The sequence below is a fragment of the Actinoalloteichus sp. AHMU CJ021 genome (genome assembly GCF_002895405.1).
Lineage (GTDB): Bacteria > Actinomycetota > Actinomycetes > Mycobacteriales > Pseudonocardiaceae > Actinoalloteichus_B > Actinoalloteichus_B caeruleus.
Genome location: NZ_CP025990.1, coordinates 4,616,598 through 4,634,460, shown reverse-complemented (window position 1 = coordinate 4,634,460; position 17,863 = coordinate 4,616,598). Strand labels below are relative to the sequence as shown.

At 75.1% G+C, this 17,863-nt stretch carries 15 protein-coding genes; 11 read left to right on the top strand and 4 right to left on the bottom strand.

Features of this window, described 5'->3' with window-relative positions; genetic code table 11:
• Positions 1–180: 180 nt before the first annotated feature.
• From C1701_RS19670 to C1701_RS19625, 10 genes are all read left to right on the top strand, one after another.
• The gene (locus C1701_RS19670; protein WP_026419956.1) at positions 181–927 is read left to right on the top strand and encodes a YaaA family protein; all 747 of its coding nucleotides are present in this window, start codon (positions 181–183) and stop codon (positions 925–927) included.
• 440 nt (positions 928–1,367) lie between these two features.
• The gene (locus C1701_RS19665) at positions 1,368–1,784 is read left to right on the top strand and encodes a hypothetical protein (RefSeq protein WP_026419955.1); all 417 of its coding nucleotides are present in this window, start codon (positions 1,368–1,370) and stop codon (positions 1,782–1,784) included.
• A gap of 419 nt (positions 1,785–2,203) precedes the next feature.
• Positions 2,204–3,649, top strand: a complete 1,446-nt coding sequence (locus C1701_RS19660; RefSeq protein WP_417853554.1) for a DEAD/DEAH box helicase — start codon at positions 2,204–2,206, stop codon at positions 3,647–3,649.
• 603 nt (positions 3,650–4,252) lie between these two features.
• Positions 4,253–5,296 carry an iron-siderophore ABC transporter substrate-binding protein gene (locus C1701_RS19655; RefSeq protein WP_103056412.1) on the top strand — a complete coding sequence of 348 codons (1,044 nt, stop codon included), beginning with the start codon at positions 4,253–4,255 and terminating at the stop codon, positions 5,294–5,296.
• A gap of 7 nt (positions 5,297–5,303) precedes the next feature.
• The gene (locus tag C1701_RS19650; protein WP_030104852.1) at positions 5,304–6,335 is read left to right on the top strand and encodes a FecCD family ABC transporter permease; all 1,032 of its coding nucleotides are present in this window, start codon (positions 5,304–5,306) and stop codon (positions 6,333–6,335) included.
• Positions 6,332–7,378: a FecCD family ABC transporter permease gene (locus tag C1701_RS19645; RefSeq protein ID WP_103056411.1), complete on the top strand. Its 1,047-nt coding sequence runs from the start codon at positions 6,332–6,334 to the stop codon at positions 7,376–7,378. Before C1701_RS19650 ends, C1701_RS19645 begins: the two co-directional genes overlap by 4 nt.
• Positions 7,375–8,196, top strand: a complete 822-nt coding sequence (locus C1701_RS19640) for an ABC transporter ATP-binding protein (protein WP_245588904.1) — start codon at positions 7,375–7,377, stop codon at positions 8,194–8,196. The genes C1701_RS19645 and C1701_RS19640 overlap by 4 nt, the downstream gene beginning before the upstream one ends.
• Positions 8,197–8,357: 161 nt before the next feature.
• Positions 8,358–9,464 (top strand): LLM class flavin-dependent oxidoreductase, encoded by a 1,107-nt coding sequence (locus C1701_RS19635; protein WP_103056410.1) that lies wholly within the window; start codon positions 8,358–8,360, stop codon positions 9,462–9,464.
• On the top strand, positions 9,461–10,087 hold the full coding sequence (locus C1701_RS19630) for an FMN reductase (RefSeq protein ID WP_030104855.1): 627 nt from the start codon (positions 9,461–9,463) through the stop codon (positions 10,085–10,087). Before C1701_RS19635 ends, C1701_RS19630 begins: the two co-directional genes overlap by 4 nt.
• Entirely contained in the window at positions 10,084–10,596 is a 513-nt protein-coding gene (locus C1701_RS19625) for a MarR family winged helix-turn-helix transcriptional regulator (RefSeq protein ID WP_026419948.1), read from the top strand. Before C1701_RS19630 ends, C1701_RS19625 begins: the two co-directional genes overlap by 4 nt.
• Before the next feature lie 82 nt (positions 10,597–10,678).
• Here the strand turns inward: C1701_RS19625 and cobA are convergent, their stop codons facing one another.
• From cobA to C1701_RS19605, 4 genes are all read right to left on the bottom strand, one after another.
• Positions 10,679–11,899, bottom strand: coding sequence for a uroporphyrinogen-III C-methyltransferase (cobA, locus tag C1701_RS19620; protein ID WP_103056409.1), 1,221 nt, complete (start codon positions 11,897–11,899; stop codon positions 10,679–10,681).
• A gap of 81 nt (positions 11,900–11,980) precedes the next feature.
• Entirely contained in the window at positions 11,981–13,201 is a 1,221-nt protein-coding gene (cbiE, locus tag C1701_RS19615; protein ID WP_035292732.1) for a precorrin-6y C5,15-methyltransferase (decarboxylating) subunit CbiE, read from the bottom strand.
• A 165-nt stretch (positions 13,202–13,366) separates the two neighbouring features.
• Positions 13,367–14,818: an SAM-dependent methyltransferase gene (locus C1701_RS19610; RefSeq protein WP_337661834.1), complete on the bottom strand. Its 1,452-nt coding sequence runs from the start codon at positions 14,816–14,818 to the stop codon at positions 13,367–13,369.
• Positions 14,819–15,185: 367 nt separating this feature from the next.
• Positions 15,186–16,535, bottom strand: coding sequence for a cytochrome P450 (locus tag C1701_RS19605; protein ID WP_337661833.1), 1,350 nt, complete (start codon positions 16,533–16,535; stop codon positions 15,186–15,188).
• Between the two features lie 152 nt (positions 16,536–16,687).
• Between C1701_RS19605 and C1701_RS19600 the strand changes: the two genes are divergently transcribed.
• Positions 16,688–17,848, top strand: a complete 1,161-nt coding sequence (locus C1701_RS19600; protein ID WP_026419946.1) for an aminotransferase class I/II-fold pyridoxal phosphate-dependent enzyme — start codon at positions 16,688–16,690, stop codon at positions 17,846–17,848.
• Positions 17,849–17,863 lie beyond the last annotated feature (15 nt).

Here is a 17,863-nt window from a genome sequence, read left to right as displayed (position 1 = left end):
CGCTCCGCGCCCCGCCGTCGGTCGCCCGACGGTGGGGCCGTCGATCCGCGCGGTGCGCGCACCGGGCTGGTCCTCGGCCGGGTCGGGGGCGGCGGCCGACGTGGGAGAGCGGGGCGGGATCCGGGGTCGGGGGTGACGCGTGGCGAGGCGGGCGGGGGCGCTTCAGTACCCTCCCCGACCATGCTGGTGCTGCTGCCCCCGTCGGAGACGAAGTCGAGCGGCGGCCAGGGCCCCGCGCTGCGGCTCTCCGGCCTGTCCTGGCCGGAGTTGGAACCGGTGCGGCGCCGGGTCGCCGACGCCCTGGTCGGGCTGGCCGGGGACGTGCCGGCGAGCCTGTCCGCGTTGGGGCTGTCCGAGCGGCAGGAGGACGAGGTCGCGCGCAACGCGAGGTTGTGGTCCGCGCCGACCGCTCCCGCGCTGCTCCGGTACACCGGAGTGCTCTTCGACGCCCTGGGCGCGCCCGAGTGGGGGCCGGTGGAGTGGGAACGCGCCGGGCGGCGCCTCGCGGTGTGTTCGGCGCTGTTCGGCCTGCTCCGCGCGACCGACCGGGTGCCGGCGTACCGGCTCTCGGCCGGCAGCCGACTGCCGGGGCTGCCGGCGCCGCGCACGGTGTGGCGCCCCGTGCTGGCCCCGCTCCTCGCGGGCGTGGAGGGGCTGGTCGTGGACCTGAGGTCCGGGGCGTACGCCGCGTTCGCCCCGGTTCCGGGCGCGGTGACGGTCCGGGTGCTGTCCGAGGACGCCGGGGGCGGGCGCACGGTGGTCAGCCACCACAACAAGGCGCACAAGGGGCGTCTGGCGCGCGTGCTGGCCACGGCCGGGACCGCCCCGGCGGACATCGAGGGCGTGACGGGGCTGGCCCTGGCCGCCGGGATGCGAGCGGAACCGGTCTCGGACACCGCGCTGGACCTCGTGGTTCCGCGCGGCTGACCGAACGCTCGACCCCTCCACGCGCGGGAGCCCCTCCCCCACGCCCCGTGCGGAGCCTCCCGGCCGGCCGCGGCGGGGGCGTCGCGCCCGGCGCGTCGGTGGGCCGTGGGAGGACCAGGTCGCGCCGGTGGGAGGTGGGGTCGAGGGCTGGGCCGTCCGGGGCACCCTCGGGCCCGAGCGGTGGGTGGGCGCGCGGGCACGGCGGTGGAGGGCCGTCGTCGACCCGGTCCCCACACCCCGAAGAAAAGTCGCCGGCGCAGGGCGGTGGGGTCAGGCTGGGCGCACGGTTCACGCCGCGTGCCGTCTTGGAGCAAGTGCCCGTGCCGAGTTGCCCCGTGGCCGACGCGCGCACCCCTCGTACGCCCGCCCGCCGCGCCCGCCGGCCGGGAGCCGCCCGCTCCTCCCAGCCGGCCGGGGCGCCCTCCCCCGGAGGTCCCGCCGTGTCCCGCTTCCGCGCCGTCGACCTCGCCGACCGCGAGGCCGACCCGATCGACGAGTCCCCAGCCACGCGTGTCCCACCGCGCGCCCGGCCGGTCGGGCGGTGGCCACCGCCTCGACCAGCGTCGCGACCGGTCGACCGGGACGGATGCCGAGTCCGGGTCGAGGGGGGCCGCCTGGTCGTCATCGACGTGCCCCGGCTGGTGGACGTCGTGGGCGATCCGTGTGGTCTCGCCCACCCGTGGCGGGATGTCGACTCGGTGCTGTCCTGGTTCCGGGCTCGGGGACTGCCGCCGGAGGTCGCCGACCCGGAGGTGGTGTACGCGGAGCTGGTGGCGGCGGCCGGACTCCCGTGCCGTGGCTGGTGGCAAGGCGTTGCGCCCCGGTGGTGTCGGAGCGTGTCGGGCCTGGCCGGGTGACGCCGGAGGTTGACCGGGACGTGTCGGGAGGGATGCGGAGGTCAGGGTGACGGGGCCCGGGGGGTGGCACGACGGCTTACCCCGGGGTGAGCGATGACCGACGGCGACCGTGTAGGCTCGCATCGCACCGTGACGGACGCGTCGGCAAGCGTCCGCTGATGGCTCGACGAAGGCCACCGGTGCCCCATCGTTCACCAATGGCGCCAAGGCGCCGGGCTCGTCCTTGTGATCGCATTCCGCGGCCTGCCGACTGTCGTCGCGGAGCGTCCCCGCGGCGTGCCATGTCACGGAGGTTCTCTGTGCCCACTACGTCCGCGGATCGCGCCCCGTCGCCCCGTCGTTCCGGCCCACGCCGGAACGGGGGAGGCGGAGGGTTCCGCCCCCGCCGCCGGCGGGGTGACTCCCGCCGCTCCGCGCAGGTGGTCGAGCCGTCGCCGCTGCTCGAACCGACCATCACCGAGTTCACCGGCCCGATCCCGTCCTTCACCGAGCTCGGGCTCCCCGACCGCCTCGTCGCCGCGCTGACCCAGCGGGGCATCACCGAGCCGTTCCCGATCCAGGCCGCGACGCTGCCGGACGTGCTGGCCGGCCGCGACGTGCTGGGACGGGGGCAGACCGGCTCGGGCAAGACCCTCGCCTTCGGGCTTCCCCTCCTGGTCAGGCTGCTCGACGGCACCTCGCAGCCGATGCGTCCCCGGGGCCTGGTGCTGGTGCCCACCCGGGAACTGGCGATGCAGGTCCACGACGCGCTCCAGCCGTTCGCGGTGGCGCTCGGCCTGCGTTGCGCGACCGTCGTCGGCGGCACGTCCTTCCCCAAGCAGGTGAACGCGCTGCGGCGCGGGGTCGACCTGCTGATCGCCACCCCGGGACGGTTGTCCGACCATGTCCGGCAGGGCACCTGCTCGCTGTCCGACATCGGCCTCAGCGCGCTGGACGAGGCCGACCAGATGGCCGACATGGGGTTCCTGCCGCAGGTCAGGGCGATCCTCGACCTGGTGCGTCCCGACGGGCAGCGGCTGCTGTTCTCCGCGACGCTGGACCGGGACGTGGACGCGCTGGTGCGGCAGTACCTGACCGACCCCGTCGTGCACGCGGTGGCTCCGCCGTCGGCGAGCGTGAACACGATGGACCACCACGTGCTGCTGGTCACCGACGAGCACAAGCCGGACGTGTTGGCCTCCATCGGTGCCCGTGAGGGCCGCACCATCATGTTCGTGCGCACCAAGCACAGCGCCGACCGGGTGGCTCGCAAGCTGCGCCAGGTCGGGGTCGCGGCCGGGGCGCTGCACGGCGGCAAGACCCAGAACGCCCGGACCCGCACCCTCGGCGAGTTCCGCGAGGGCACCACCCCGGTGCTGGTGGCCACCGACGTGGCGGCGCGCGGGATCCACGTGGACAACGTGAGCCTGGTCGTCCACGTCGACCCGCCGTCCGACCCCAAGGACTACCTGCACCGCGCGGGCCGGACCGCGCGGGCCGGCGAGTCGGGCACCGTGGTGACGCTCGTGCTCGACGAGCAGCGTCGCAGCGTCAACTCGTTGACGGGGCGCGCCGGGGTGCGGCCCACCGTGACCCGGGTGCTGCCGGGTGACGAGCAGCTGGCGGAGCTCACCGGCGCTCGGACCCCCAGCGGGGAGCCGGTGCCGGAGTCGAAGCCGAAGCGTCCGGCCAGGGCGCCGCGTCGTGACGGCCCCCGGGACGGCGCTCGTGCCGGTGGTCGGGGCCGGGGCGCCGCGGGTACCGGGCGGTCGAGCCGCCGGGACCCGGCGTTCCGCTCGGACCGCGAGGGTGGTGCCCGGGACGGGCGGGCCCGTCGCCACGGCGGTCAGGGTGGTCACCGCAGGGACCGCGACCAGCAGCGTTGAACCCCTCGGTGACGGCCGAGCCGCCGTCGCCACGTACCCGCACGCCCGGTTGGTGGGCCACCACCAACCGGGCGTGCGGCATGTCCGGGGCCGCACGTCCTCGGGCGGATGGGACCCCCACGGGGCACCCCGGGTGGTGAGCCGCGCCCGTCGGGCGGCCCGCCCGGCGTGCCTCCCGCCCCCGCCGGGACCCGGTCCGCGCACTGGCCGGGGTCGCGCCCGGTGAGCCCGGGTCGGGGCCGGATGCCCGTCGCCTCGGCCGCGCGGCGCCGCCGCACCCGATCAGGTCGCACCCCCATCAGGCGGTCACGCGCGCTCTCACCTCCTGCGGTAGCCCGGTCCACCGCAGGGGGTCGCCAGTGGCGGGGATCATCACGAGGCGTCGCGTTCCCGTCGGCTGCCATGGTGCCGGCCACACTCCACGCTGATCAGGATTTCACCTTGTTAGGTTAGTCTTACCTGTGGCTGACCTGTGCCGCCGGCAGCCGTTCCCGCCGTGCGCGCCACGGCGGCCGGATGTGGGGCCACGGGGCCACCCAGGCGTCGTCGGTCTCGTCCGCCTCCTGGGTGGAGGCGCAACCACGAACCGAGGGAAACCAAGCGATGAGCTCAGTGTGGAGTGGCGCCCGGGTGCGCGCGGCGACGGCGCTGGTGGCCGTGGCGGTGTTGGGCGGCACGGCGTGCGGGACGTCCACCGAGGACGGTGGCGCGGAGGGCGGGCAGGACACCGCTGGCGGGGGTGCGTTCCCGGTCTCGATCGGGAGCGCGTTGGGGACGGCCGAGATCCCGGAGGCGCCCGAGCGGATCGTGACCCTGGGGCAGGGTTCGACCGAGACGGCCATCGCCCTGGGGCAGACCCCCGTCGGTGTCGAGCGTTACGACTGGGCCGCTGACGAGTCCGGCCACCTGCCGTGGATCCGGGAGGCGGTCGAGGAACGCGGCGACGAGCTGCCCGAGCTGTTCACCGGTGGTGAGGACATCGACATCGCGGCGGTGCTCGCGCTCGAACCGGACGTCATCCTCGCCCCCTGGTCCGGGATCACCCAGGAGCAGTTCGACATCCTCAACGACATCGCCCCCACGGTCGCCTACCCCGACCTGGCCTGGAGCACCGACTGGGACGAGCAGATCGACCTCATCGGACAGGCCCTGGGCAAGGGCGAGCAGGCCGAGGAGCTGAAGTCGGACATCGAGCGCCAGTGGGCCGAGGCCGCCGAGTCGCGCCCCGAGTACGCCGACGTCACCTTCTCCTACATCTACACCAACGGCCCCGGCTCGCTCGGGGTGTTCCTGCCGGACGAGCAGCGGGTCGCGATGGTCTCCGGGCTCGGCCTCACCGTGGACCCCGTCGCCGAGACCCTCCCGGAGACCGAGGGCACGGACTCGGCTCTGATCGGCCTGGAACAGGCGGATCTCCTCCAGGACAGCGACCTGGTCTTCACCTTCTACTCGGACGAGGAGACGAGGGAGCAGATCGAGTCGCAGCCGCTGTACGCGGAGATCCCCGCCGTCGCCAGCGGCGCCCTCGTGGCCAGTGACGACAACGCGTTCGTCACGGCCTCGTCCGTCATCAACCCGCTGACGGTGCCCTGGGTGATCGACCGGTACCTGCCGCTCATCGACGACGCGGTGAGCCGGATCTCCTGACGCCGGCATGAGCTCGTCCTCCTCGCGGACCCCGCCGGCCCGGACCACCTCCGGGGCGCCGCGCTACACGCTGCTGCTGGTCGCAGGCCTGCTGCTCCTCGCGGGAGCGGTGCTGGCCAGCCTGGTGCTCGGTTCCCGGGAGACCTCGCTCGGCGACGTCCTCGACACCCTCGCCGGCACCGCCGACCCGTTCACCGCCGCGGTGATCGAGAGCAGGTACCCGCGCACCGTGCTGGGGCTGTTGGCGGGCGCGGGGCTCGCGGTCGCGGGGACCCTGCTCCAGGGGGTCACCCGCAATCCGCTGGCCGAACCCGGGTTGCTCGGCGTGAACATGGGGGCGGCTGCGGGCATCGTGACCGCCTCCGCCTTCCTCGGGGTCTCCGGCGCGGCCAGCAGCGTCTGGTGGGCGCTGCCGGGAGCGGTGGTGGCCGGTGTGCTCGTCTACGCAATCGGCGCCGCCGGACCGGGCGCCGGCCTGGTTCGCCTGGTGCTGGCCGGTGCCGTCGTCTCGGCCGTGCTCGGCGCCTACATCCAGGCCGTCGCGCTGAGCCTGCCCAACGTCTTCGACGGCTACCGCACCTGGGTCGTCGGGTCGCTGGCCGGGCGGGACATGGACGTCGTGCTGGCGGTGCTCCCCTTCGCCGTGTTCGGTCTCGCGCTGACGGCGCTGGTCACCCCCGGTCTGAACGGGCTCGCCCTCGGTGAGGAGGCCGCGCTCTCGGTCGGGGTGAACACCGCCCTGGTCCGGGCTGGTGGGCTGGCGGCGGCGACGCTGCTCAGCGCGGCGGCGACCGCCGCCGCCGGTCCGATCGTCTTCGTGGGGCTGGCCGTCCCGCACATCGTGCGGGCGTTCGTCGGCATCGACTTCCGCCAGCAGATCCCGTTCGCGCTGCTGCTCGGCCCGTCCCTGCTGCTGGTCGCCGACGTCGTCGGGCGGGTGGTGATGCGGCCGCAGGAGTTGATGGTGGGCGTGGTGGCCGCCTTCGCCGGTGCGCCGCTCCTCCTCTACACGGTGCGCGGGATGCGGGGTGCCACATGACGGCGTCGTCGACGCGGACGGCGACCCTCCGGCTGGGCTCGGTGGTCGCGGTGCCCTTCCGGTGGCGGTCGGTGGTGGTGGGCGCGCTGCTGCTGGTGGCGACGCTGGTGTCGGCCGTCGCGACGATCGCCCTCGGCCCCCTCGGGGTTCCGCTGGAGAGCTTCCCGGCCATCCTGACCGGCGAACTGGACCGGCAGACCCTGTTCGCCCTGGAACGGCTGAGCGGCCCCCGGGTGGTGGTGGCGGTGGGCACCGGTCTGGCGTTGGGGATCGCGGGAGCTCTCTTCCAGTCGGTGGCGCGCAACCCGCTGGGCAGTCCGGACGTGATCGGCGTGGGTGCCGGCGCGGGCGCTGGCGCGGCGCTGGTGGCGTTGCTCCTGCCCGGGTCGCTCCCCGTCCCGGTGGGTGCGGTGCTGGGTGGTTTCGTCGCCGTCGGCCTGGTCTACCTCGCCACCGGGAGCGGGTTCCGCCACCCGGGGCGGTTGATCATCGCCGGGATCGGGGTGGCGGCGTTGTCGACCGCCCTGACGCAGTACGTGGTGTTCGCGGTGGCCCGGGACCGCTCCTCGGTGCTGTCGGCCTACCTCAACGGCAGCCTGTCGGCGCGTTCCTGGGAGCACGCGTTGACCGTCTGGCTCTGCCTCGCGCTCATCCTGCCCGCCGTGGCGCTCCTGGCGGGGCGGGTGGCGATCACGGAGATGGGTGATGAGGTGTCGGACGGCCTCGGCGCCGAGCCGAACCGGACGCGGACGTGGGCGGTCGTCCTGTCCGTGCTGCTCTCCGCGGCGGCCGTCAGCGTGGCCGGCCCGATCGCCTTCGTCGCGCTGACCGCGCCCAACATCGCGAAACGGCTGTCCCGGGCGGCGGGTCCGAACCTGGTGCTGGCTGGCCTGACCGGCGGGCTGCTGCTGGTGTTGGCGGACCTGGTGGCCCAGCACTCCCCGATCGGTGACCGGTTGCCCGTCGGTGTGTTCACGATGGGGCTCGGTGGCGCCTACCTCGGTTACCTCCTGATCCTCGAATGGCGGAAGGGCACGTTGTGAGCGTCGACGACGGGGACGTGACGTCCTGGAGCCTGCGGGCCGAGTCGGTCACCCTCGGCTACGGCGGCGAGCCCGTCGTCCGGGAGCTGAGCCTGGACATCCCGCACGGCGGGCTGACGGTGGTCATCGGTCCGAACGGTTGCGGGAAGTCGACGGTGCTGAAGTCCCTGGCCCGCGTGGTCCGCCCCACCTCGGGACGGGTGGTGCTCCACGGCGTGGAGCTGTCGCGGTACCGGGGCAAGGCGGTCGCCCGGCGGCTGGCGCTGCTGCCCCAGAGCCCGGTGACCCCCGAGCGGATCACGGTCCGGCAGCTCGTCGGGCGGGGCCGCTACCCGCACCACACGCTGCTGCGGCAGTGGAGCGAGTCCGACGACGCGGCGGTGGCGGAGGCGTTGGAGCGGGTTGGCCTGACCGAGGAGGCGCACCGGCCGGTGAGCGAGCTGTCCGGGGGCCAACGGCAGCGGGCCTGGTTCGCCCTGGTCCTGGCGCAGGGCACGGACATCGTGTTGCTGGACGAGCCGACGACGTTCCTCGACATCGCGCACCAGTTCGAGGTGCTGGAGCTGTGCGCGCGGATGCACCGGGAGGGGCGGACCGTCGTCGCCGTCCTCCACGACCTCAACCAGGCCGCGCGGTACGCCACCCACCTGGTGGTGATGGACGGCGGTCGTGTCGTCGCGCAGGGGCCGCCCTCGGAGGTGCTGCGCGCCGAGCTGGTCACGGAGGTCTTCGGCCTGGCCTGCGACGTCGTCCCCGATCCGCACGCGGGAACACCGATGGTGATCCCGATGCCGGGCGCCCTCGGCCCGGTGTCCTGACCAGCTCCCGGCCGCGGTCGGTGGCGGGTCCGGGCTGACCGGGCGCGGAGCGCGGTTCGTCCCGTGCCCTGGCGCCCGCCGGAGCCGGGTACCCGACCGGGAATAGAGAACGCCGAGGCAGCGTTGATGCATGCGCATACAACCTGAGGAGGCTGTCGGAGATGCAGTTCGGGATCTTCAGCGTCGGTGACGTCACACCCGACCCGACGAACGGCACAACCCCCACCGAGGCCGAGCGGATCAGGGCGATGGTGCGGATCGCGCTGAAGGCCGAGGAGGTCGGCCTCGACGTGTTCGCCACCGGCGAGCACCACAACCCGCCCTTCGTCCCCTCGTCCCCCACCACCATGCTCGGTTACGTCGCGGCGCGGACCGAACGGCTCATCCTGTCCACCGCCACCACGCTCATCACCACGAACGACCCGGTCAAGATCGCCGAGGACTTCGCGATGTTGCAGCACCTCGCGGACGGCAGGGTGGACCTGATGCTGGGCCGGGGCAACACCGGGCCGGTCTACCCGTGGTTCGGCCAGGACATCCGCCAGGGCATCCCGCTGGCGATCGAGAACTACCACCTGCTGCACCGCCTGTGGCGGGAGGACGTCGTCGACTGGGAGGGGCGGTTCCGCACCCCGCTCCAGTCCTTCACCTCCACCCCCCGCCCGCTCGACGGCGTGCCCCCCTTCGTCTGGCACGGGTCGATCCGGAGCCCGGAGATCGCCGAGCAGGCCGCCTACTACGGCGACGGCTTCTTCGCCAACAACATCTTCTGGCCCAAGGACCACTTCGCCCGACTGATCGAGCTGTACCGGACCCGCTTCGAGCACTACGGCCACGGATCCGCGGACCAGGCCATCGTGGGTCTGGGCGGTCAGGTGTTCCTGCGGCGCAACTCGCAGGACGCGGTGCGGGAGTTCCGGCCGTACTTCGACAACGCGCCCGTCTACGGGCACGGTCCCTCCCTGGAGGAGTTCACCGAGCAGACGCCGCTGACGGTGGGCAGCCCCCAGGAGGCCATCGACCGCACCCTGCGCTTCCGCGAGTACTTCGGCGACTACCAGCGGCAGCTCTTCCTCGTCGACCACGCCGGCCTCCCCCTCAAGACGGTGCTCGAGCAGTTGGACCTGCTCGGTGAGGAGGTCATCCCGGTGCTGCGGCGCGAGTTCGAGTCGCTGCGCCCGGCGCACGTCCCGACCGCCCCCACCCACCAGAGCCTGCGCGCCGGAGGCTCCCGGGGTGGCACGACCTCGGAGGAGGGCACCGCGTGACGACCAGGACCATCACGGTGATCAGCGCCGGCATCGGCCAGCCCTCGTCGACGCGGCTGTTGGCCGACCGGTTGGCCGAGGCCACCACCGCCCGGTTGACCGACCGGGGCCTCCAGGTCGACCTGGAGGTGGTCGAACTGCGGGACCACGCCAGGAGCCTGGCGAACACGCTGCTCACCGGGTTCGCGACCGGGCCGCTCGGGGAGGTGGTCGAGCGGGTGGGGGCCAGTGACGGACTGGTCGCCGTCACCCCGGTCTTCAGCGCCTCCTACAGCGGCCTGTTCAAGATGTTCTTCGACGTCCTGGACCCCGACCTGCTCGTTGGGACGCCGGTGCTCGCCGGCGCCACCGGGGGGACGGCACGGCACTCCCTCGCCCTGGAGCACGCCGTGCGCCCCCTCTTCTCCTACCTCCGGTCGGTGGTCGTGCCCACCGCCGTCTACGCGGCACCCGAGGACTGGGCCGGCGGCGGCGCGGACACCGCGCTGGCCGAGCGGATCGGCCGGGCGGCGGAGGAGCTCGCCACGCTGGTCGCGGCCCGCGAACCGGGGTCGACCGACCGCCGGGACGGGTTCGAACAGCCCACTCCCTTCGAGGACCTGCTGTTCGGGGACCAGCGGTGACCGGGGTGGACGTGCGGGCGGGGCGCGCCGCCACCCGGCGACGGGTCGGGGTGTGGCGCTCGCTGATGGAGGTCCACTCCTCGGTGCTCCGGGAACTGGAACGGGAGCTGACGGCTCGGCACGGCCTGTCGGTCAGCGAGTTCGACACGGTCGTCAACATCCCCACCGGCGGGGTGGGTCTGAGCGAGCTGACCGGACGGGTGGTGCTCAGCCAGAGCGCGGTGAGCCGGCTGGTCGACCGCCTCACCCGACGTGGTCTGCTGGAGCGGACGACCGCGCCGGGGGATTCCCGGGCGGTGCGGGTCCGGCTGACCTCGCTGGGACGACGTCTCCAGGTGGCGGCCATCAGGACCAACGCCGAGGTCGTGGAACGGTGTTTCGCCGGCCGCCTGTCCGAGGAGGAACTTCGGGTGCTCGGCGCCGCGTTCGACCGGCTGCGCGCGGAGGAGCCGCCCGGCGAGCCGACCGCCTCCCCGGGCGGGGCCGGGCCGGGACCGTCCCCCGGGTGATCGCGTCGGCCGAGCGGGTCGCGCCGTCGGCGTTCCACCGGTCCGGGGGGAGCCCGCCCGCTGGGCCGCCCCTCCCCTGTGGTCACGCCTCCCCGGCGTCGCCCCCCACGGCGACGACGTCGCCGATGACGATCACGGCGGGCGGGCGGACGTCCTCGGCCCGGACCCGTTCGGCCGCCTCACCCAAGGTCGACCGCAGCACCCGCTGCCCCGTCATCGTGCCGTCGGCGATCACGCTCACCGGGGTGTCGGCGGCCCGGCCGTGCTCGAGGAGGACACGGGCGAAGGCGTCGAGCCGGTCGACACCCATCAACAGCACCAGGGTGCCCCGCAGCCGGGCCAACGCGGGCCAGTCGGTGAGGGAGCGGGGATCGCCCGGGGCCACGTGCCCGGACACCACGACCACCTCGTGGGCGACCCCTCGGTGGGTCACCGGGACACCGGCCACGGCGGGTACGGCGAAGGCACTGGTCACCCCGGGCACGACGGTGACAGGGACGCCGGCCTCCACGCAGGCCAACACCTCCTCGAAGCCCCGGCCGAAAACATAGGGGTCGCCGCCCTTGAGCCGCACCACGAACTTGCCGGCGCGGGCGTGCCGGACCAGGAGTTCGTTGATCACGTCCTGGTTGGCCGCCCGGCCGTAGGGGATCTTCGCGGCGTCGACGACCTCCACGTGCGGCCCCAGCTCCTCCAGGAGCTCGCGCGGTCCGAGCCGGTCGGTGACGACGACGTCGGCCCTGGCGAGCAGCCGGCGTCCCCGCACCGTGACGAGCTCGGGGTCCCCCGGTCCGCCGCCGACGAGGGCCACCCCGGGGGCTGCCGGTTCGGCGTGGTCGTCGACCACCCCGGACTGGAGCGCCGCGACCACGGCGTCCCGCACCGCCGCGGAGCGGCGGGGACGTCCTCCGGTGAGGACACCGACCTCGACGTCGTCGTGCGTCCCGACCGCCGGGGTCACCGCGCTGCCGTGGACCGCCAGGTCGGCCCGCACGCAGAAGACGCGGGCGCGTTCCGCCTCCCGCGCCACCTCCTCGTTGACGACGGCATCGCTGGTGCAGGCCAGCGCGTACCACGCGTCGACCAGGTCACCGTCGCGGTAGGCCCGTCGGGTCCAGGTCAGTTCCCCGGCGGTGGCCATCGCCTCCACCGCCGGTGTCGCCTCCGGGGCGACGACCTCGACCCGCGCTCCCGACCTCAGCAACCGGGGTATCCGACGTTGCGCCACGGTGCCGCCACCCACGACCAGGACTCGGCGGCCAGCGAGCAGGAGACCGCTGAGGTAGGGCTGCGCGCGACTCATGGCGCAGACCCTATTCCCCGGGGGCCCGGCGGGAACACGGTGCGTGGTCGGCGTCTCACGGTGCGGGCGGGTCGGCTCCGATCAGCCGGTCCGCGAGGGGGTGGAGGTCGCCCACACCAGGAAGGAGGGGTCCTCGGCCACGAAGCGGGTGAGTCCCTGGGCGGTGGACACCATCCGGCTGACGGCGAGTTGCCGGCCCTCGACCTGGTACCCCGTGTTGGCCAGGATCGTCCGGGTGGGGCCGATCAGGTCCGAGGTGGACAGGGAGACGACGACCCGGGGCGCGCCGACGGCCGCGACGGCGCGGACCACCTCGGCGCCGCCGCCACCGACGAAGACCGCGTCCGGCTGGGGCAGGTCGGCGAAGGCGTCGGGGACGACGCCCTCCACGACACGGGGCTCCACCCCGAGGGCGGCGGCGTTGGCGATGATCCGGGCGCACTGCACCGGGTCGTGGTCGATGCTGATCACGGCGGCGCCGAGGCGGGCGGCCTCCACCGAGACGGCACCCGATCCGGCGCACACGTCCCACACGAGGCAGCCGGGTGCGGGCCCGAGCCGGGCCAGGGCGAGGGCGCGGAGCTCGGCCCTGCTGACCAGGCCGGGCCGCTGCGAGAAGGTGTCCTCCGGTAACGCCCACCCCTGGGCGCCGATCCCGGTGGTGGCCGAGGCGGCCCCGGCCAGCCAGGTCGGCTCGCCTGGCCCCTCCGGGTCGGCCAGGGAGAACAGGAGGTTGGGCTCGCGCCAGCGGCGGGCCGCGGCGCCGGCGGGGTCCACGGTGGACACCCGCTGGTCCTCGGTCCCGGGGTCCTCCACGACCACGAGGGTTCGCCGCCACCCGCGCAGGCCCGCCCCGATCTCGGCGGGTCCGGCTCCGGTGGCGGTGAGCACCGCCACCGAGGGGCGCGCGCGGCAGACGTTGAGCGCGCGCCGGAGGTCCCGGCCGCCGGCGGTTACGATCGGCAGGTCGTCCCAGGGTCGGCCGAGCTCGGCCGCGAGCCGTTGCACGCTGGTGGTGCCGGGGATCACCTCGGGCCGCAGTCCGTGTTCGCGCAAGGTGCGTACCAGCCCGAAGAAGCCGGGGTCGCCCTCGGCCAGGACCACGGCGTGCGCCTGCTCGCCCAACGCCCGCAGTTCCCGCACCACGGGTTCCCAGGGGCCCAGTTCGACGGTGCGCGTTCCGGTGGGGGCGTGCCGGTCGAGGAGGCGCGATGCCCCGACGACCATTCGCGCGCCCTCCAGTCTCGCGGCCGCCGCCGGGGGGAGCGCGCCGCCGTCGATGCCGATCACCGTCACCGTCACCTGTCCACCACTCCGTCCGTCGTCCGGGCCGGCCGTCGCCGAGCCGGTGGTCGCGTGCGCGGGCCACCGCCGGATCCATCCTGCCGGCGGCCGACAGCGTCGCAGATCAGGCACCGGGGGACAACGGCGGCGGTCCGCGCGTACTCGCCGGTGGGTGGGCGGTGCTCAGTCCGAGGCGTCGGCCCGTCGCCCTCGGGTGGACCTGCGGTTCGTGGTCTTCCGGGTCGCCGCCGACGGTGCCGACCTGGCCGCGCGGCCCCGTCCACCGCCGCCGCGCTCGGTGGTGGCCGGCTCGCCCGCCGTGGTGGGGGTGGGCCGCTGGCGTTGTGATCGGCCGGCGGAGCGTGGTTGTTCGACGGTGTGCTCGGGCTCCGACCGCTCGCCAGGCCCGCTGGTGTCGGGGACGGCGCCGGCCGGGGCGGGTGTCGACTCGGCCGTCTGGGCCGCCTGGTCGCCGGCGCCTGGCCGTTCCGCGGGGGGATCCGCCGGTGGGGGTTCGGGTGCCGTGGTGGTGTCCGTCGCGAACAGGTCGGGGTGCGCCGCGTCCGGCCGAGGGCGGGCGGATCGGGGCTGGCGGGGCCCCGGTGCCCTCGCCGACTCCTGCCAGTCCCGCACGGCCCACCAGGCCACCTCGGCGGTGGGGCCGCCGGGCCGCCTGGACTGCTCAGCCTGATCACCGGAGCGGCGCCAGCCGCTCGCGTCCTGAGCGGACGAGTCCTGGCCGTTCGTCGTCGCCGTCCCGGCGGCGCCGTCGTCGTGGCCGGCGGCGCGCGGCTGCCACCGTTCCGATCCGTTCCTGGCGCGGGACCGCTCGTTCCACCTCCGCCGGTGCTCCCCGCCGTCGGCGCTGGACGACGTCCCGCTCCGGGTGGCGCGGTAGCCGGCGGCGCCGCCAGCCCTGGTGGTGCTGGTGGCGAGGGCGTCGCCGACCAGGAAGAGCGTCTGCTGCCAGAGGCGGCGTTCCTTGACGGTCGCCTCGAGGCCGGCGACCGTGGTCGGCACGACGAAGCCGTCCGGCCAGGTGGGCTTGTAGCCGACGAGGGCGGGGGTGTCCTCGCGGAACCCGGCTTCGAGCAGCCGCTCCGCGAGGCGCCCCGCGCGCGCCCCCGCCAGGAGGACGCCCACCGTGCCGCCCCGCTCGGCGACGCCGATCAGCTCCGCGGTGTCGGGAACCCCGTCCGACCGACCGTCGGCGGTGGTCAGCAGCACAGCCTGGCCACCGTCCGAGGTGGTCAGCTCGCGCCCGACCTCGGCGACGGCGCTGGACACGGTGGACACGCCCGGGATGATCTCCACGGTGAGGCCGAACCGCCGGCACGTCTCGTGCTGCTCGCGGATCCCTCCCCACAGCGCGGGGTCCCCGGGGCAGAGCCGGACGACCCGCTGCCGGCCCGCCGCCGCCTGGCGGTAGATCTGGTTGACCCCCTCGGCCGAGGTCCGCGACAGGTCGACCAGGTCGGCCTCGGCGTTGGCGTGTTCCCGGAGGCAGTCCTGGGTCACCTGAGCCGGTGCCCACAGCACCACGTCGGCCTCGGCGAGCCGCCGCGCGCCGCGCACCGTCAACAGGTCGGCCGCACCAGGACCGGCTCCGACGAAGGAGACCCGGCCGCTCGTCACTGTTGCTCCCCTCTGCCGCCGGACCCCGCGGGCGGGCGTCGGGCGTGGCGGGTGGTCGATGGACACCGATGTCGGTCCGGGCTGTCCGGGCGATCCTCGGGAGTGGATCACGGTCCGTCGTCGACGACCGTACTCCCCGCACACGTTCGGGTGTGGAGCGGTCGCCGCTCGGGTGGGCGTCGACGGGGCGGCGTGCGCGGCTCCACTCGGAGGTGGTCGCTCCGCCACCCACGACCGGTGACCTCGACGACTGGTGGGGCTGCCGGCCCCTCGTGGGGTGGGGCCGGTCTCGCCGGCGGGCCGGACCCTGGCCCGGTCGAGAGGCACCGTGCGTGCCGGATGCGCCGGTGGCCGGACGGTGATGATCTTAGTACAACGATCCGTCGCCGGTGCCGGGTGGACGGCCGCCGGCGCCGTCCCGGCCCCCACGGGGGAGTCCGACCAGGACGCGGGCGGGGGCGCGGAAGGAGAGCAGCCCCAGCATCGGCGGCCGTCCCTCCATCCGGACGAGCCGAGGGAAGGCGCGGGCTGTCTCGTCCAACGCGACCTCGGCCTCGACGCGGGCCAGGCCGGCGCCCAGGCAGACGTGACGGCCCAGGCCGAAGGCGAGGTGCCGGCGCGCGTTCGGGCGACCGGGTCGGAAGCGGTCCGGTTCGGCGACGAGGTCCGGGTCGGAGCCCGCGCCCAGCAGCTGCGCCAGGACGGCGGCGCCGGCGGGCAGCTCCACTCCGGACAGGACGGTGGGACGGGTGGTGACCCGCCGCCAGGTGAGCACCGGGGTGTCCAGGCGCAGCACCTCCTCCACGCAGTGGGCCGCGAGTCCTGGCTCCCCGGTGGCCAGTCGTCGCCACAGCTCCGGGTTTCCGAGCACCCGGTGCAGGGCCGCGTTGACGAGCTGGCTGGTCGTCTCCTGGCCGGCGATGAGCAGGAAGTAGCAGACCCCGACCGCCGCCTCCACGCCGAGCGGCCGTCCGTCGGGCAGGTGGTGCCGGACGAGGTCGCCGAGCAGGCCCCCCTCCCCCGGTGACGCGGCCGTCCCGCTGACCAGCCGGCTCAACCACCGGTGGAACCCGCCGGCCTCCTCGGCCAGGTCACGCTGCCGGTCCGGCCCGGGGTTCCCCCAGAACAGTTCGAGGGAGGCCTGGCTCCACGTCTTCAGGAGCCGCGGGTCGACGTCCCGCATTCCCAGGAGGGACAGCAGCACCCGTGCTGGTGGGTGGGCCGCGACCCGCTCTGCCAGGTCGGTGGTCCCGGTGCCGGCGAGGTCGGCGGCGGCCTCCCGCAGCCCGTCCCGCACCAGCGACCGGGCCAGCGGCGTGACCGCCCGCACCCGTTCGCTGGTGAAGTGGGCGGCGACGAGCCGCCGCAGGCCCGGGTGGGTGGCCGTGCCGTTGTTGGCGAGGGTGGGTGGCAGGGAGAAGCCGTGCTCCGCGAGCACCCGGAGCGCGGGCACCGACAGCGGTGTGATCGCGTGCAGCGCGTTGTCCGGCGCGAAGGTGTCGGCGTCGGTGAGCACGGTGCGCACGTCGCGGTGCCGGCTCACCACCCAACACCCGGTGGGCGGGTGGTAGGCCACGGGCTGCCGGCGCAGCGCGCGCAGCGTGGGATGGGGGTCGGCGACGAAGGCCGGCGAGAACGGGTCGTAGTCGGCGAGGGGGCAGCCGACCGGGGGCGGGCCGGGGGGCTCGTGGGTTTCGGTGTCGCTGCGCACGGCCACGACGAGCACCGTAGCGCGCTGCCGGGGGTGCTCCCGCCGACGCCTCGGCGGCTGGGCGCGGCCCGGGTCGGGGTTCCGCCACGCGGGTGGTGGGGGACGGCGCCGGGCGGGACGGGGCGGGCCGGGAGGACCCTGGCTGGGAGACTGCCGGCATGATCGAGGTCGGGAACGTCTTCGGCTGGCTCGCGACGAAGGCCGCCGCGCGGGAACGGGCCGGGCTCCGGCGGCTGCTCCGGGCTCGGGACGGCGCGGAGGCGGTGCTGGACCTCGCGGGCAACGACTACCTCGGGCTGTCCCGCCACCCCGCTGTCATCGAGGCGGCCGAGGCGGCGCTGCGCCGCTGGGGCGCCGGGTCGACCGGTTCGCGCCTGGTCACCGGGAGCACGACGGCGCACGCGGCCCTGGAGGAGGAGATCGCCGACTTCTGCGGCGCGGAGGCCGCCGTCGTCCTCTCCTCCGGCTACCTGGCCAACCTGGCGGCGCTGACCGCGCTGGCCACGCCGAACACGAGGGTCGTGGTCGACGCGTACAACCACGCGTCCCTGGTGGACGGCGCCCGGCTCGCGCGGGGCAGCACCGTTCCGTTCGCGCACGCCGACGTCGCCGCGGCGGAGGAGGCGTTGGCGACGAATCCGTCACGCCGGGCGCTGGTCGTCACCGACTCGGTGTTCTCGGTGGACGGGGACCTCACCGACCTGGGGGCGCTGGCCGCCTCCTGTTCTCGGTTCGGGGCCGCGCTGCTGGTGGACGACGCGCACGGCCTCGGTGTGGTGGGCCCGGGGGGCCAGGGGGCAGTGGCGGCGGCGGGGCTGGCGGGCCGGCCGGACGTGGTGGTGACGGCGACCCTGTCGAAGGCGCTCGGTGGGCAGGGGGGAGTGGTGCTGGGCTCGCGGACCGTGGTGCGCCACCTGGTCGAGACGGCGCGGCCCTTCCTGTTCGACACGGCGCTCGCCCCGGCCTCGGCCGCGGCGGCGCTGGCGGCGTTGCGGGTGCTCCGGGCCGAGCCGGGCCTGGCGGCACGGGTGCGGCTTCGGTCGGCGGAGCTGTCCCGGGGGCTCGTGGCGGCGGGACTGCCGGCCAGCACGCCGGCGGGGGCCGTGGTGTCGGTCCGCGCCCCCGGCCCGAGGGCCGCCGCGGCCTGGGCGGAGCGGTGCCGGGAGGCGGGCGTGGCCGTGGGGTGCTTCCGGCCCCCGTCGGCGCCCGACGGCGGATCCCGACTCCGGTTGGGGGCGCGTGCCGACCTCACTCCGGAAGACGTCCGCCGCGCCGTCGCCGCCGTGCGCGCGGCGGCCCTCGACGTGCCCGAGGGGTGAGCGGGACGCGGCGGG